The 14,186-nt window shown below is 56.5% G+C and carries 17 protein-coding genes; 11 read left to right on the top strand and 6 right to left on the bottom strand.

The features are described from left to right. The first annotated feature begins 66 nt into the window (after positions 1–66). From AC2FFH_RS14865 to AC2FFH_RS14850, 4 genes are read left to right on the top strand one after another with little or no spacing between them, the layout of a single operon-like run. Positions 67–1,194: an ABC transporter ATP-binding protein gene (locus AC2FFH_RS14865; RefSeq protein ID WP_496768619.1), complete on the top strand. Its 1,128-nt coding sequence runs from the start codon at positions 67–69 to the stop codon at positions 1,192–1,194. Further along, entirely contained in the window at positions 1,194–2,084 is an 891-nt protein-coding gene (locus AC2FFH_RS14860; protein WP_108861206.1) for an ABC transporter permease subunit, read from the top strand. Before AC2FFH_RS14865 ends, AC2FFH_RS14860 begins: the two co-directional genes overlap by 1 nt. Then, entirely contained in the window at positions 2,081–2,899 is an 819-nt protein-coding gene (locus AC2FFH_RS14855; protein WP_058272596.1) for an ABC transporter permease, read from the top strand. The genes AC2FFH_RS14860 and AC2FFH_RS14855 overlap by 4 nt, the downstream gene beginning before the upstream one ends. Continuing rightward, the gene (locus AC2FFH_RS14850) at positions 2,896–4,206 is read left to right on the top strand and encodes an NAD(P)/FAD-dependent oxidoreductase (RefSeq protein ID WP_496768616.1); all 1,311 of its coding nucleotides are present in this window, start codon (positions 2,896–2,898) and stop codon (positions 4,204–4,206) included. The genes AC2FFH_RS14855 and AC2FFH_RS14850 overlap by 4 nt, the downstream gene beginning before the upstream one ends. On the opposite strand, the gene AC2FFH_RS14845 is transcribed toward AC2FFH_RS14850, so the two are convergent. From AC2FFH_RS14845 to AC2FFH_RS14835, 3 genes are read right to left on the bottom strand one after another with little or no spacing between them, the layout of a single operon-like run. Next, entirely contained in the window at positions 4,203–5,069 is an 867-nt protein-coding gene (locus AC2FFH_RS14845; protein WP_496844678.1) for a phosphotransferase, read from the bottom strand. The two genes, AC2FFH_RS14850 and AC2FFH_RS14845, sit on opposite strands and share 4 nt — an antisense overlap. Positions 5,070–5,123: 54 nt before the next feature. Further along, positions 5,124–5,795: a flagellar hook capping FlgD N-terminal domain-containing protein gene (locus tag AC2FFH_RS14840; RefSeq protein ID WP_496726534.1), complete on the bottom strand. Its 672-nt coding sequence runs from the start codon at positions 5,793–5,795 to the stop codon at positions 5,124–5,126. Beyond that, positions 5,792–6,997, bottom strand: a complete 1,206-nt coding sequence (locus AC2FFH_RS14835; protein WP_496726535.1) for a flagellar hook-length control protein FliK — start codon at positions 6,995–6,997, stop codon at positions 5,792–5,794. The genes AC2FFH_RS14840 and AC2FFH_RS14835 overlap by 4 nt, the downstream gene beginning before the upstream one ends. Positions 6,998–7,108: 111 nt before the next feature. On the opposite strand from AC2FFH_RS14835, the gene AC2FFH_RS14830 reads away from it, so the two are divergent. The 6 genes from AC2FFH_RS14830 to AC2FFH_RS14805 all read left to right on the top strand — a co-directional run bounded on the left by AC2FFH_RS14830 (position 7,109) and on the right by AC2FFH_RS14805 (position 10,797). Then, positions 7,109–7,390 carry a rod-binding protein gene (locus AC2FFH_RS14830; RefSeq protein ID WP_496844677.1) on the top strand — a complete coding sequence of 94 codons (282 nt, stop codon included), beginning with the start codon at positions 7,109–7,111 and terminating at the stop codon, positions 7,388–7,390. Next, the gene (locus AC2FFH_RS14825; RefSeq protein WP_496844676.1) at positions 7,374–7,733 is read left to right on the top strand and encodes a flagellar biosynthesis protein FlgN; all 360 of its coding nucleotides are present in this window, start codon (positions 7,374–7,376) and stop codon (positions 7,731–7,733) included. Before AC2FFH_RS14830 ends, AC2FFH_RS14825 begins: the two co-directional genes overlap by 17 nt. Before the next feature lie 211 nt (positions 7,734–7,944). After that, positions 7,945–9,156 (top strand): flagellin N-terminal helical domain-containing protein, encoded by a 1,212-nt coding sequence (locus tag AC2FFH_RS14820; RefSeq protein WP_170417286.1) that lies wholly within the window; start codon positions 7,945–7,947, stop codon positions 9,154–9,156. A gap of 77 nt (positions 9,157–9,233) precedes the next feature. After that, positions 9,234–9,608 (top strand): flagellar biosynthesis regulator FlaF, encoded by a 375-nt coding sequence (flaF, locus tag AC2FFH_RS14815; RefSeq protein WP_496842242.1) that lies wholly within the window; start codon positions 9,234–9,236, stop codon positions 9,606–9,608. Continuing rightward, positions 9,608–10,006 carry a flagellar biosynthesis repressor FlbT gene (gene flbT, locus AC2FFH_RS14810; RefSeq protein WP_496842244.1) on the top strand — a complete coding sequence of 133 codons (399 nt, stop codon included), beginning with the start codon at positions 9,608–9,610 and terminating at the stop codon, positions 10,004–10,006. Before flaF ends, flbT begins: the two co-directional genes overlap by 1 nt. Then, positions 10,006–10,797: a DUF1217 domain-containing protein gene (locus AC2FFH_RS14805; protein WP_496779425.1), complete on the top strand. Its 792-nt coding sequence runs from the start codon at positions 10,006–10,008 to the stop codon at positions 10,795–10,797. Before flbT ends, AC2FFH_RS14805 begins: the two co-directional genes overlap by 1 nt. Before the next feature lie 86 nt (positions 10,798–10,883). Here AC2FFH_RS14805 and AC2FFH_RS14800 read toward each other — a convergent pair whose 3' ends face one another. The 3 genes from AC2FFH_RS14800 to AC2FFH_RS14790 all read right to left on the bottom strand — a co-directional run bounded on the left by AC2FFH_RS14800 (position 10,884) and on the right by AC2FFH_RS14790 (position 13,521). Continuing rightward, positions 10,884–12,455 carry a DUF427 domain-containing protein gene (locus AC2FFH_RS14800; RefSeq protein WP_496726540.1) on the bottom strand — a complete coding sequence of 524 codons (1,572 nt, stop codon included), beginning with the start codon at positions 12,453–12,455 and terminating at the stop codon, positions 10,884–10,886. A gap of 108 nt (positions 12,456–12,563) precedes the next feature. After that, positions 12,564–13,265 carry a winged helix-turn-helix domain-containing protein gene (locus AC2FFH_RS14795; protein WP_170563590.1) on the bottom strand — a complete coding sequence of 234 codons (702 nt, stop codon included), beginning with the start codon at positions 13,263–13,265 and terminating at the stop codon, positions 12,564–12,566. Beyond that, positions 13,237–13,521, bottom strand: coding sequence for a hypothetical protein (locus AC2FFH_RS14790; RefSeq protein ID WP_496768601.1), 285 nt, complete (start codon positions 13,519–13,521; stop codon positions 13,237–13,239). Before AC2FFH_RS14790 ends, AC2FFH_RS14795 begins: the two co-directional genes overlap by 29 nt. A gap of 177 nt (positions 13,522–13,698) precedes the next feature. On the opposite strand from AC2FFH_RS14790, the gene AC2FFH_RS14785 reads away from it, so the two are divergent. Beyond that, complete coding sequence (locus tag AC2FFH_RS14785) at positions 13,699–14,172, top strand: hypothetical protein (protein ID WP_496768599.1); 474 nt, start codon at positions 13,699–13,701, stop codon at positions 14,170–14,172. Positions 14,173–14,186: the final 14 nt, after the last annotated feature.

The following is a 14,186-nucleotide window of genomic DNA, read 5'->3' as shown; positions in this document are numbered from 1 at the left end:
GAAGTATCTGAGCAAGGCGGCCCGACCGCCTTGCCCTTTCAATCAGACCGTCGAACGGGGGCCGCCTTGAACACAAACGTCTTTGCGCCGTGGGAAGATCCACAGGCGAAACCATTGATCCAATTCCAGAATGTGACCAAACGTTTTGGCGGATTCACGGCGATCGACAACCTGTCACTGGACATATTTGAACAGGAATTCTTTGCTTTGCTCGGTCCATCCGGCTGCGGCAAGACGACCATGATGAGGATGCTGGCAGGGTTTGAAAAGCCTACCGAAGGGCACATCATGCTGGGCGGGCAGGACATCGACCCGATCCCGCCAAACAAGCGGGCTGTGAACATGATGTTCCAGTCTTATGCGCTGTTTCCTCATCTTAGCATCTGGGAGAACATCGCCTTCGGTCTGCGCCGGGACAACATGCCCAAGCGGGATCTTGAAGACCGCGTGGAAGAGATGTTGCGCCTGACCCGGCTTGAGCAATTCGCCCGCCGTAAACCGCACCAGATTTCGGGTGGCCAACGGCAGAGGGTCGCGCTGGCACGGTCACTGGCAAAAGCGCCAAAACTGCTGTTGCTAGACGAACCCTTGGGTGCGCTGGACAAAAAACTGCGGCAGGACACTCAGTTCGAGCTGATGGATATTCAGGAAAAGACCGGCACCACCTTTGTGATCGTGACCCATGATCAGGAAGAGGCGATGACTGTTGCCAGCCGCGTCGCCGTGATGGATCAGGGCAAGTTGATGCAGGTATCTACGCCGGACAGGATCTATGAAAACCCCAACTCAGTCTATGTCGCTGACTTTATCGGGGATGTGAATATCATCGAAGGCCGGGCGACTGCGAACGGCGATGAAGCCTACCAAATCGACTGGGCCGAGGGGCAATCGCCGCTGACCGCAACCTCGTCGACAGAATTCTCGAACGGGCAAAGCTGCCATCTTGCGATCCGCCCCGAAAAGGTGACGATCTCGGCCGACCGCCCGGCGGATTCCATCAATGCGGTACAGGGTAAGGTGCTTGACATTGCCTATCTGGGCAACTTGTCCACGTACTACGTGGAACTGCCGAATGGCACGATCATCAAGGCGCAATCGGCCAACACGCGCCGAATCTCGCGCCGATCCTTTACATGGGAAGACCCGGTCTGGCTGTCGTGGACGGCAACGGCTGCGGTTTTGCTGGCAAACTGATGCGCCGCGCCCTTCTGATCGCTGTTCCTTACGTCTGGCTGCTGGCCCTGTTTCTGATACCGTTTTTCATCGTTCTGAAGATTTCGCTGTCGGATGTCGAACTGGCGATCCCGCCATACACGCCGACACTGGATCTGTCGCAGGGTTGGTCTGGGATAACCGACTTTTTCAGCCAGTTGGATTTCGAAAACTTCGTCTGGCTGACCGAAGATGACCTTTACTGGAAAGCCTACCTGTCCAGCGTCAAGATCGCTCTGATCTCGACGGTTCTAACGTTGCTGGTGGGTTATCCGATTGCCTATGGAATGGCCCGTGCGCCAGCCGAATGGCGCCCGACGCTGATGATGCTGGTGATCCTGCCGTTCTGGACTTCGTTCCTGATCCGCGTTTACGCGTGGATGGGAATTCTCAGCAATGAAGGCTATCTGAACCAGATTTTGTTGTGGCTGGGTATCATTTCGACCCCGCTGACCATTTTGAACACCAATACTGCCGTCTACATTGGTATCGTCTACACCTATTTGCCCTTCATGATCCTGCCGATTTATTCGTCGTTGGAGCGCATGGATGAATCCCTGATCGAAGCAGCAGAAGATCTGGGCTGTTCCCGTCTGAAGGCGTTCTGGCTGGTGACAATACCGCTGTCGCGCCCCGGTATCATCGCCGGCTGTTTCCTGGTGATGATCCCGGTGATCGGTGAATTCGTGATCCCGTCGCTGTTGGGCGGGTCCAGCACGCTGATGATCGGCAAGGTGCTGTGGGAAGAGTTCTTCTCGAACCGCGATTGGCCGGTGGCCAGTGCCGTTGCCGTTGTGTTGTTGCTGATCCTCGTGATTCCGATTGTGCTGTTCCAGCGCAACCAGCAGAAACAGACGGAGGCCGAGCAATGAACAGGCTGAGTTGGTTCAACGCGGTGTCTCTGACACTGGGCTTTGCGTTCCTCTACATCCCGATGGTCATCCTGATCATCTTCAGCTTCAACGAAAGCAAGCTGGTCACAGTATGGGCGGGGTTCTCGACCAAATGGTACGGTGAGCTTGCCCAGAACGAGGCATTTCTGAACGCGGCCTGGGTGACGATACGGGTTGCGGTGTTCTCATCCACATTGGCCACCGTTCTTGGCACCGCTGCCGCATATGTTCTGGTCCGTGGCGGGCGGTTTTTTGGCAGGACACTGTTTTCCGGAATGATTTACGCGCCTCTGGTAATGCCCGAAGTGATCACCGGCCTGTCGTTGCTGCTGCTGTTTATCGGCATTGGGCTGGACAGGGGCATTCTGACCATCGTTCTGGCCCACACAACCTTTTCGATGTGCTTTGTGTCGGTCGTCGTGTCCTCGCGCCTTGTGACATTTGACAAGTCGCTGGAAGAGGCCGCTTTGGATCTGGGATGTTCGCCAGCGCAGGCGTTCCGTCTTGTGACACTGCCGATCATTGCGCCCGCGGTGATTTCAGGCTGGCTGCTGGCTTTTACCCTATCGCTGGACGATCTGGTTATCGCGTCCTTTACCTCGGGCCCGTCGGCGACAACGCTGCCGATCAAGATATTCTCGGCCGTGCGTCTGGGCGTCAGCCCCGAGATCAACGCGCTGTCTACCATCATGATTGCAGTCGTCACGGTTGGCGTTATCACCGCCTCGCTGGTGACGAAACGCGCAATGGTTCGGCAAAAGCAGGATGAACTTGCCGCTGCGCGCACCGAATGAAGCGTCTTTTTCCGGACTACACCTATGGGCCTGGACCCCTTCAGAACTGCTGGTGGGATCAGACAATTTCGGCACCTGATTGGCCGACCCATAAAGGTGATCTGAACGTTGACGTCGCAATCGTCGGCGGCGGTTTCACGGGGCTTTCGGCAGCCCTGCATCTGGCCGAGGCAGGTGTGAAAGTTGCGGTTCTTGAGGCCGCAACCCCGGGGTGGGGTGCCTCGGGCCGGAATGGCGGATTTTGCTGTCTCGGAGGGTCCAAGCTAAGCCATGGGTCTTTGGTCCGTGGGTTTGGCGCTGAGGCTGCGCAGTCCTACGAACAAGCGGAAGAAGATGCTGTTCAGCTTGTCGCGGATTTGCTGGAACAGCATCAGATCGACGCCGATACCCATTCGAAAGGGGAAACCCAACTGGCCCATTCGGCACGGGCGATGGAAAAGCTACGTCGTAACGCAGAAGCATCAGGTGTCTTGCACGGTTCTGGTGACCTGCAACACCTGGGTCTGGGCGGTTCCTTTCATGGTGCCTATACAAATCCGGTTGGTTTCGCTCTTAACCCTCGAAAGTACCTGTTTGGCTTGGCAGGTGCGGCCCAGGCGCGGGGCGTACAGCTTTTCCAGAAATCGCCAGTTGAAACCATCAGGAAAGCTCAGGCCGGGTTCGATATTGAATCCGGATCAGGTCAAATCCGCGCCACGAATGTTCTGATTTGTACGAACGGATACTCCAGCGAGGATATGCCGCCCTGGTTGTCGGGACGCTACATGCCCACGCAATCCACGGTTCTGGTGACCCGGCCCCTGACAGACGCTGAGTTGCAAGCGCAGGGGTGGACCTCGGAGCAGATGTGTTATGACACCCGAAACCTGCTGCACTATTTCCGCCTGATGCCTGATCGGAGGTTCCTGTTCGGCATGCGCGGAGGGTTACAGTCGTCCCCTCGGGCCGAGGCCGCCATTCGCCGGACAATGCGTCGGGACTTTCAGGCCATGTTTCCGGAATGGAAAGAAGTGGATGTGACCCATATGTGGTCCGGAATGGTGTGCCTGTCGCGCAAGCTGACGCCTTATGTCGGGCCGGTTCCCGATCAACCCGGAATGTTTGCCGCCTTTGCCTATCACGGGAACGGCGTTGCCATGGGGACGTATTGCGGGCGCGCCCTTGCCCGCCTGGTTTTGGATAAACAGACCGAGTTGCCCGCGCCGATTGCACAGCCGCCGGGACGGTTTCCTCTTGGGTTCTGGCGGCGCGCCTTGATGCCGCCCGCCTATGCTGCGATGGCAATCGCGGATCGGTTATCGCTCTAAAGCGCGGCGACTTCCAGTTCGAGCGTTTGGGCATAATCTGCAGCCCCGTTTTCGATGCGCCACAAACAGTAGGCAGCCATGCGCCATGCAAACCACGGGCGCAAATCCCGGTATCGCGCGACAGTTTCATCGTGACCATATGCTGCCAGAAACCGCTCTTCCTCGGTCACGCTCAGGGGTGCGCCGCGGTAAAGCCGTTGCATGGCTGGGGACAGGAACATCGCAATGTCCTCGCACGGATCGCCCCAAGCCGGGCACTGCCAGTCGATCAGGGTTATGCCGGTCGCCGCGACAAGGATGTTTCCGGCCACGGTATCGCCATGGATCAGGCATGTGTGTGCGGTCGCGGGCACATGGCCTTTGGGGCGCAGCTGCGCGAGCCGTGCTCGTGTATCAGAGGTGCAGACGCTTAGAATACGCTCGGCATGTTCAGCCAGGTCCCGACTGCCATTGCAGCCATCCGGCGCTTGGACCGAAACATCAAGCCTGTGCAGTTCACGCAGCAAACCAGCGACATCTTCAGGCCTTTCTTGCCACGGTGATCCGGGAGCGTGATCGTAGAACACCCAATGGCCTGTATCATGTGTTCCTGTCGCACGCAGGCGAGGAACAAATCCGGTTGGCTCAAGGGTGCGTAAGCATAGCGCTTCGAGTTCCGGGTCGTTGCGAAACAGCGGATTGCGCGGTGTTGCGCGATACAGCTTCAGAACCTTGTCACCGCTGCCACCCAGTACTTTCCAGACCTGATTTGTTCGCCCGCCATACAACGTTTGAAACTCTGCGCCGGGCTGAACAAAGTCACGGGCGCGCAGATCGTCGACCAGATCAGAAGGGGGGCGGGTTGGGGCAGGCAGGAGTTTCACCAATGCAGTTAGCGAGTCGAATCTGCCAAGGTTTGAACTGTCTTGCCCGGCAGATCAAGTTCCGGCTCTGACCCCGGTTACCGTCGTAGCAGCGACAACCTTCCCGCTTTCGAGGGTCAGCATAACCTGATTGTCCGTAACCTGAGCTTCGACAACTTCGCCATAGGTCTCTGCCAGCTGTGTCGATAACAGCTCGTCGCCATCATAACTTTCCAGTGTGGCCGAGTAACTCCCCGCCGCCAGAGGCTGCCCATCGCTTCCCTGACCAGTCCAAACCGTTCTATCGTCGGTCGTGGAAACAGCCACACGATCGACAACGGCTCCGTCACTGTCGCGGATGACTATGACCGCCTTGTCAGCATCTGGTGCGGGTGTGGCAAACAGCGTCAAAGGCTCGCCCTCATATTGGAAAGCCGCGGGCGCTCGCACGTCCATCCCGATCCATTTGCCGAGTTTGTCCAGATTTGCGCCACCCAGCGCCTGTCCAAGTGTCGCCAACAAATCATTTGTCTGAACCTGTTGTTCGACCATCGAGAATTGCGCCAGTTGCGATGCATATTCCGAGGCATCCAACGGTTTCAACGGGTCCTGATTCTGGGCCTGTACGGTCAGCATTGTCAGGAATGTCTCAAAGTCCGATGCCAGACCTGTTTGCTTTGACGCGTCTTGGGTTTGAACTGTGGCTGACGGTTGGGCGTTGGATTGGGTCGGGGTAATCAATTTCACAACCTCATGTCGATGCGGCCAACGGGGCCGGTTTTGGGAATGGGTGGCGCGTTTGAAGAGGAATCGGTGAGTTGCGCGGTCTCAGCAGGCGATCCTTCCTGGTGGCCGGCCTGATTCTGTTCGGCGTCTCCGGATGTCCCGAGGTCAAATGACAGATCGCCTAAGCCAAAATTTTTGAACTCTTCCTCCAACACCGCCAAATGACGGCGCATCATCTCGAGGGTTTCCGGGCGCTCGGCGGAAATTGTCAGATGCAATCCGTCATCGCGGCCGTTCAACATGATGGACACCCGCCCCAGTTCTTCGGGGTTCAGCGCGATTTCAACGGAACCGGATTTCGGCTGTGTGGTGATGACGGCAGCCATTTGCCCGGCGACGGCGCGCGCTGTCTCGGCCCGGGCAGTCTGTGCCATGGCTTGTGTAAAAGTTACCGGATCCCGCCCCGCCGAAACGGGCGAATCTGCCCTGAGGGCGTGAACGTCTTCGACCTCGTGAAATGCTGGCGCGTCAGTCTGAGCACGGGTTTTTTCCGGCGCGAACATCTGCAATTGAGCGATGCTTGGTGCGCGATCCGGGTTGGTCGTTTGTTGAGGTGCAAGATTGCTTTGCGGCGGATGTTGCGTTTCATGCCGGTGCCGCTCTGGATGAACGGTCCGGTCTGCGGTCTCTTTTCGGGATACGCCCACAGGTTGCAACGCAAAAGCCGCAAGGTCCACCTTTCCCCGCGCAGCAATTGGTTGTGACGCAGGGCTCAAAGCCGCGCTGTGCCGAAAATCCGGGGTGACTATGCGCGAATCATTGATGCCTGCATCCAGTCTATCGACCTTGTTGGATAGGCCGGTTTGCTCGGTTTCAGGCACTTTCGGACTGCGCGGGTCGGTTAACGCAGCTGACACGGGTGTTTCGGAGGGATCGCGTTTTGTGCCCACTTCAAGACGCGTGTCCAGAAGGGGTGTCCGCTCACTCTGGTTGAGATCAGCGGGCACTTCTGCATCTTCAAGCAAGACAGCCTCGTCCGTTTCAACGTCCACGTCCGGTTCTGCGCCTGTAAGAGCGGCTGCTTCTTCTTTGTTCTCACCTTTGTGTTGATTGAGCACGGCCTCAAACGTAGCGCCACTTTCATCCCCCTGCTCGGGATTGATTCCGTGGGGTTTGGCGGTTGCGGTTGGCGAGGATGACATCACTGAAAGAGGGTTGGGCATTATGCTCCGACTCCGGTTGTGTGACCGGAAACCTGCCTGCAGGAAGTTACGTTTATTTTAACTGCTTTCGCTTTTGATCGAAAAAGTTCGATGCAATTTTTGGAGAAAGCAATGAAGGTTTCCCCGCCTCTCTCCCCATCTCAACCCTCCGCCTATTCCCAGAAATTGCGGGAGGCGGCGATAGAACTAGAGGCTTCGTTTCTGAGTGAGATGTTGAAATCGGCCGGGCTGGGCAAAGCGCGCCAATCCTTTGGCGGCGGTGCGGGCGAAGATCAGTTTGCCTCATTTCTTGTTCAGCATCAGGCCCGTGCGCTGGCCAGATCCGGTGGCGTTGGTCTGTCTGAAATCCTGTTCCAATCCATGATGGAGAAAACCGATGCCAAAGACGCCTGAAGCCGGCCTTATAAAATCACTCGAAGACGTTCTTGAGCTTGAGCGAAACGCGCTGGTGCAGGGCGATCTGGATCGTCTGCATCATACGGCTCCGGAAAAGGAAAAGCTGATTGGTGCAATCAATGATCTTGACGTCTTTGATAGTGATGAGCTGATCCGCCTGCAAAGAAAGGTCGAGCGGAACCAGGCATTACTAAACAGCGCCGCCGAAGGGATTCGCGCAGTGGCCAACCGCATGGCCGAGTTACGGCGCGTGCGGCAGGAACTCACCACCTATGGTGCGGACGGGCAGCGCAGCGAATTTGCCGTCCGCCATCAAGCCAAGCTGGAAAAACGGGCATAGATACGGGTTTGATTCAAATCCGAGGTTTCTGACCTTCGCGCTTTAGCACTCCGTTAGGGGATCGACGTCAAAGGTGTTCGGGCACCTGGACAAATCAGGTGGCGCGAACAGCCCGACGGCGGATCGCACCGATCAGAAAGACGTCAAAGCCCGCACCAGTGGCGGGATGAGCATGGGCGAAAAGGGCCCGAACGGAAAAGGAAGAAAGCTAATGTCCAGCATTCTGACAAACAATGGCGCCATGGTTGCGCTGCAAACTCTCAAGTCGGTCAACAAGGATCTTGGGGCAACGCGGAACGCGATCTCCACCGGTAAGGACGTTGCGACTGCGAAAGACAACTCGGCCGTCTGGGCGATTTCCAAGGTCATGGAATCGGATGTCAAAGGCTTCAACGCGATCAAAGACAGCCTGGCACTGGGTGAGTCCACCGTAGCGGTTGCGCGTAACGCGTCCGAAACGGTCACCGATCTGCTGTCTCAGATGAAAAGCAAGATCGTTGCAGCACAGGAAGACAACGTAGATCGCGACAAGATCAACGACGATGTCACCGCGTTAAAGGGCCAGATAAACTCGGTTGTTAACGCCGCGCAATTCAACGGCCTCAACCTGGTTAACGGCTCGGCGGGTTCCGCTTCGATCCTGGCGTCTCTTGACCGGGACAACTCTGGCAACGTGACCGCGTCGTCTATCACTGTTGCGGGTCAGGACCTTTCTACCGGCGGGTACACGGCGGCTCAGGTGTTTGACGGTTCGACCGGGTCTTCCACCGGCAACGACCGCGTTGGTGCGACGATTGACAACGGCACAACTTCGGCAACTGCGCTGGTAACGGATGAATCCAGTGGTGCGTTTGCTGCAGGTGACAAGGTTGTGTTGGCGATCGACGATCAGGTCGTATCCTACACGGTTTCTGCAACGGATGCTGCGGCCTCTACGACCGGTGATATCGTTGCAGTGGGTTTGAAGGCGAAAATTGATGAACTTGGTATCACGGGTCTGACTGTTGATTATGACTCGGGCACCGCGGGCACCTTGTCCGTTGCCAATGCCACCGGCACGGACATTTCGTTCTCGGCTCAGTATGTGAACGCGGGTTCAGGCGGTCTTGGCGCATTGACGGGCATTGATGTTTCAACCGGTGCAGGTGCTACGGCCGCGTTGGCCACAATCGAGACGCTGATTGACACATCGATCGATGCATCGGCGGCTTTTGGTTCTTCGCAAGGTCGGATCGAAACGCAGAAGGAGTTCATTTCGAACCTGGCGGATTCGTTCAAATCCGGAATCGGGTCATTGGTCGATGCGGATATGGAAGAAACCTCGGCACGTCTGCAGGCGCTTCAGGTTCAGCAACAGCTGGCAACCCAGTCGCTGTCGATCGCAAATCAGGCACCGCAGTCGATTCTGTCACTGTTCCGCTAAGTTAAGGAACATGGTCGGGGCGCGGCAACGCGCCCCGATACTGACCGCCAAGTGGCAGATTACCGGAAGGATATTAAGTGACCCCGCAAGCCCTCGCACAACGAGCATATGCACAGACCGCCGCGCCAACGCGCACCCCGCGCGATACGGAATACGAAGCGATTTCGAAAATCACGCGCAGGCTCAAGGCCGCCGCGGCCCGCCAAAAATCAGATTTCGGCGCGTTTGTGCAGGCTTTAAACGAAAACCGGCGACTGTGGACCGTACTGGCCAGTGGCGTCACGGACTCTGACAATGCGCTGCCAAATGATCTGCGTGCGCGGATATTCTATCTGGCTGAATTCACCGAACAACACAGCAGCCAGGTATTGGGGAACAAAGCCTCGGTTGAGCCATTGTTGGAGATCAACATGGCGGTTCTGCGCGGTCTTCGCCAAATGGGGGCTACCTGATGGCAGGGTTGGTTTTGAAATTGGCGCCGAAAGAGCGGGTTTTGATCAACGGTGTAGTCGTGGAAAATGGCGACCGCCGTAGTCGGTTTTCGATCATGACGCCTGAGGCAAATGTACTGCGCCTGCGGGATGCGATCCACCCAGACCAGGTGAACACTCCGGTTCGACGTGTCTGCTATGCTGCTCAACTTGTGCTGTCTGGACATATGGAACCCGATCAGGCACGCCAACAATTGTTACGGCGCGTCGAAGAGCTGAGCCAGGTCTTTACTGACGCCGACAGTCGCCGGGTTCTGTCCGAGGCAACGCAAGCGCTTCTGGATCAGCAGTTTTACAAATGCCTTAAAGCCTTGCGCGCGCTGCTGCCCCGCGAAGAGCGGCTCATGGCCTACCAGTAATGACGTTCCAGCCGGTCATACCTTCGGGCGGCATTGTCGGCTGGCGATTCCTGCAGCGGACATATGACGCGCAGATCGACAGTTTTTCTTCGTCCCCTGTCAACAAAAGGGACAGTGAGTACTTTTTGGAGAAGATCAAAAAGGTCCAGACAGCAGAGGAATTGGTGTCCGATCGCCGGCTGTTGCAAGTTGCACTTGGCGCCTTTGGGTTGGAATCCGACTTGGACAATCGCTATTTCATCCAGAAGATCCTGTCCGACGGGACCAAGGCGCAGGATGCGTTGTCCAATCGTCTGTCCGACAAAAGGTACCGGCAGTTTTCCGAGGCGTTTGGGTTTGGGCCGGGCGAGGTGCGAAAAACCGGGCTGATCACCAACATGGAAGAGATTGCACGTGACAGTGTCGTGTCGCGATTTGAAATTGCTGTGGGTGAATCAGATGAAACGATGCGGATCGCTTTGTATGCGCAGCATGCTCTGGGGGAGCTGGCTCAAAAGGAAGGCAGCAAAGATACCAAGTGGTTTGATTTGATGAGCTTGCCTCCGCTGCGGCGGATGATGGAAAATGCTCTGGGGTTACCGTCCAGCTTTGGCCAGTTGAATATCGACAAGCAACTGGAAGTGTTCAAAGACAGGTTGTCAGGGCTGACCGGGTCCGATGATCTGGCCCAATTCGAGGATAAGGCCGCAATAGAGCGGCTGACAGATCAATTCCTTGCCCGTAGTCAAATCGCCCAGCTTGAAAGCGCGATTTCCCCGGCGCAGACTGCGCTAATCCTGCTTGGTGTCTAAGGCAAAAAAGTGCTTCGGACGCGCGACGACCACCAGAAGCATTGTCGGGTGGCCCTGATTGATTTGAACTGCGCGCTTTTTGTATCTTAAGCGTTCAGAACGGCATCTGCGGACGTTCTGAGAGCATAAGACTCGACCGGTTGCGAAACGTTATGCAGCTTGACGTCGCCAAGAGGCAGCGCATTGGCGCAGGCGGGCACAATATCGGCAGACACCACAATCCTGTGGTTTTTGGTTTTTCCATATTCACCCAGACGCGCAGCGATATTCGCGGCTTGTCCGATCACGGTAAAGTCCAGCCGTTCACGTGAACCGACATTGCCGTAGGTCACGCGCCCGTAGGCAACCCCGATTGAGCAATCACAATGGTTGTCGGAACCTGACTGGCGCAACTCTCCCAACTTTTCTACGATGTTGATGGCGCTTCGCTGCGCGTTCTCGCGGGCGTTTTTTGAATCCTCACCCGCTGGAAACACGGCAAGGACCGCGTCACCGATGAACTTCAGGACTTCGCCGCCGTTTTCATGCACAATGCCAGAAACGGTTTCAAAAAAGTCGTTCAGTAGATTTATGTAGTCGGCGCGCCCCAGTTTCTCTTCCAAGCTGGTCGAATTGCGCAGATCACAGAACATAATGGCGGCATCAATTTCATCCCCGTCACCGCGCCGGATCTCACCCCCTAAGACGCGCGCGCCCGAGCGTTTGCCAACATAGGTTTCAAGCAGGACCTGAGCGTTCTCGCGCTGCATGAAAACCTCATAAAACCGGGCGATGACCAGCGAGCATTCGAACACCAGCCCTAGGTTTTCCGTCGTGAAGCCGTCCGGGTGATCGCAGGTCAGGGTCAGAACGTTGGTACGTCCATCCGAGAACGGCAACGGCATGGCGACATAGTCGGTCGCCCCTTTTTCACGCAGGTCCTCCATTATTGGAAAGCTATTGTGGGGATTTTCCGCGTTCAGCCGCTGTCGCACGCCGCCCAGCCCGTTCGACACATGACGTAATGGGCTGTTGATATAAGCCGGGTGGTCGTGGATTTCGTAGGTCGGAACATTGGTCGAAATCTCGGCCTCACCCTTTTCCCAGATGTAGTGCTTGCCCGCTATCAGCGGATGCAGGGACCATGTCAGGATGCTCAGGCGCTGGATGGCGATCCCATGTTCCAGCATTTTCTCGGCCAGCGCTTTGGTGAATGCCTCAGGCGTGTCATTCGCAGACGCCCCACGCATCAGCCAATCGATCAAAGGACCACTGATATTGCCGTCTTCGGGTTCCCGGAGCTGGTTATCGCCCAAATCTATCCGGGTATACGCGTTGGGCAAAAATCCGATATGCCCTTGAATGGCGGCGCTTTCTGGCAGGGCCTCCTCATAGGCCCAAACGGAATTGGCCAGTCGTTCACCATCAAGGATGACGTCGTGATAGGTCGCAGTGCCCTTGAAGGGGCAAAAAGTCTGCAACTCGGTTTCGTCGCTGAGATCCACCAGCACGTCCTCGCGCGGGATGTAGATCGTCGGCGGCAGCCGCGTTTCGTACATGACCTTGGCGTTGCTGCTTTCGGCTAAAAGGTCCTGGTCCCGGTAAATCGCAATTTTACCGCTTAACCGTTCGACCGAGATCCCATAGCCCTTTGGTCTTGCTGTGGCGTGGACGTTCATCATCATCCTCCCTGGCCCGGGGTCACTATAGGATGGGCCTTGTGAAGGGGATTTCCAAGGGGCGGTCTCGGCATTTTTATCGTGCGATAGCTGCGAAACCCCGTCGGATCAGACCATCTGGATTACATCCTTTTCGATGGACAGCATATAGCCTTTCTTGGCGATGTTCTTGACCAGCAGCTCGCTGACCATCTGATTGCCCAAGGCATCACGCAACCTTTTGATCCGCGTGGCGCCGGCAGCTTCGTCACAGTCGGCGGCGCTTTTGCCCGAGATCATCGCCTCGATCTGAACACCGGATAGAACCTCATCATCCAGTCGAGACTCAGCCAGGACGGACAATGTCTCCATCGCTGCGGGCGTCAGTTTGAAATCCATATTGTTCAGGTAGACGGTGTTTTCCTCGCGACTGATCAGCAAGGATGTCACTTGAATACCAGTTCGTTCAATTTGCGCCATCCGACGGTTCAGCATCACTAGCATCACCAGAAAAACCAGCGCCGTCACAAGCATGGCGCTGGCAAAGACCAGCAATACAAATATCACCATACGATAGCTGGACAGCGTATCGGCAAAGGCGGTGCCGGACTGGGCCAATATCTCCAACAGGCGAATTTCAGTCTGCGAGGTCAGATCGCTTTCGACAAATAGCCGTTCAACGCGTGCGTTAAAGGCGTTGGCGTCCGGCAGGGTCCAGAACAAAAAGATGGCGGCAGTGACGAGAATCAGGATGATCGCCGCAATACCCGCACCGACCAGTCTTGTTCCCGACCGTCTGGCTTCAGTAACGGAGATAGAATTGTCCGGCATTGGCCTTCCTTTTTTCCAATCCTTCCGGCCCAAAGACAGACATGACGTTCAACAAGGTCCAGCCCGAAGCACTAAGGCGTTGCGAGACTTCTTGTCGGGCCTGGCCTTTATCACAGGCCGAAACCTGCATCACGCCATAATGCAGCCGCAGGGGGTTGTCCTGCTTGGCCTTGTAGTCCGCATAGCACTCTGCCGACGCGGCGGTACCAAGCGATATCAGGGCCGCAACGGCCAGAGAAGAGAGGATCGGTTTCATAGGCTGCATCCTGCGCATGGGTTTGCACGATATTCAATAACCTAAGGGGTTTGAGGGGCGTGATATCGGATAACAACCGCCCGTTATTGCTTGTCTGAAGCGGGCGGACCCAGTGTTGGGGCATCACGTTTGCGGTCTGTGCCGGATCGCCCCGAAACACCAGGAAGGACACGCATCATGCACCGGAAGTTCATCGCTATTATCGTCGCTACTGCTGTTACCATCACCGGCGTCTCAGCCTCGCAGGCGCGGGCTGCGGATGCCAAGGACATCCTTGGTGGGCTTGCCGCTATTGCGATCATCGGGGCAGGGGTCCACTACTATAACCAGGAAAAACGCAAGAACCGGACCCGGACAACGCGTCATCAGACCTACACGCCCCAACCTTATGTAGCGCAGCCCAGCTACCCGGTGCGCCCCCTGCCGCAGCATGTCGCGCGATATGATCTGCCGCAGAAATGCCTGCGCACATTCAATACGTATTCGAACAATCATCCGCTTCTGGCGCCGAAGTGCCTCAAGAAGCACTACAAACATGCCAATAGCCTGCCGCAAGAGTGCAAGGTCGGATTCTGGAACGGCAATAAGGTGAAGCGGGCATATGAACCCGCATGCCTGCGCCAGAAGGGATACCGCGTCGTTTACAAGTAATCACTTTCGAGCAG

The sequence above is a fragment of the Ruegeria sp. YTSC003 genome (genome assembly GCF_059609785.1).
This window is presented reverse-complemented; position numbering and strand designations above follow the sequence as displayed.

What these genes read in the sequence shown, in the direction of transcription:
- AC2FFH_RS14860 (WP_108861206.1), top strand. Translation starts at nt 1,194, where the DNA reads ATGCGCCGCGCCCTTCTGATCGCTGTTCCTTACGTCTGGCTGCTGGCC.
- AC2FFH_RS14855 (WP_058272596.1), top strand. Translation starts at nt 2,081, where the DNA reads ATGAACAGGCTGAGTTGGTTCAACGCGGTGTCTCTGACACTGGGCTTT.
- AC2FFH_RS14850 (WP_496768616.1), top strand. Translation starts at nt 2,896, where the DNA reads ATGAAGCGTCTTTTTCCGGACTACACCTATGGGCCTGGACCCCTTCAG.
- AC2FFH_RS14835 (WP_496726535.1), bottom strand. Translation starts at nt 6,997, where the DNA reads ATGCCCAACCCTCTTTCAGTGATGTCATCCTCGCCAACCGCAACCGCC.
- AC2FFH_RS14830 (WP_496844677.1), top strand. Translation starts at nt 7,109, where the DNA reads ATGAAGGTTTCCCCGCCTCTCTCCCCATCTCAACCCTCCGCCTATTCC.
- AC2FFH_RS14825 (WP_496844676.1), top strand. Translation starts at nt 7,374, where the DNA reads ATGCCAAAGACGCCTGAAGCCGGCCTTATAAAATCACTCGAAGACGTT.
- AC2FFH_RS14820 (WP_170417286.1), top strand. Translation starts at nt 7,945, where the DNA reads ATGTCCAGCATTCTGACAAACAATGGCGCCATGGTTGCGCTGCAAACT.
- flbT (WP_496842244.1), top strand. Translation starts at nt 9,608, where the DNA reads ATGGCAGGGTTGGTTTTGAAATTGGCGCCGAAAGAGCGGGTTTTGATC.
- AC2FFH_RS14805 (WP_496779425.1), top strand. Translation starts at nt 10,006, where the DNA reads ATGACGTTCCAGCCGGTCATACCTTCGGGCGGCATTGTCGGCTGGCGA.
- AC2FFH_RS14800 (WP_496726540.1), bottom strand. Translation starts at nt 12,455, where the DNA reads ATGAACGTCCACGCCACAGCAAGACCAAAGGGCTATGGGATCTCGGTC.
- AC2FFH_RS14795 (WP_170563590.1), bottom strand. Translation starts at nt 13,265, where the DNA reads ATGCCGGACAATTCTATCTCCGTTACTGAAGCCAGACGGTCGGGAACA.
- AC2FFH_RS14790 (WP_496768601.1), bottom strand. Translation starts at nt 13,521, where the DNA reads ATGAAACCGATCCTCTCTTCTCTGGCCGTTGCGGCCCTGATATCGCTT.
- AC2FFH_RS14785 (WP_496768599.1), top strand. Translation starts at nt 13,699, where the DNA reads ATGCACCGGAAGTTCATCGCTATTATCGTCGCTACTGCTGTTACCATC.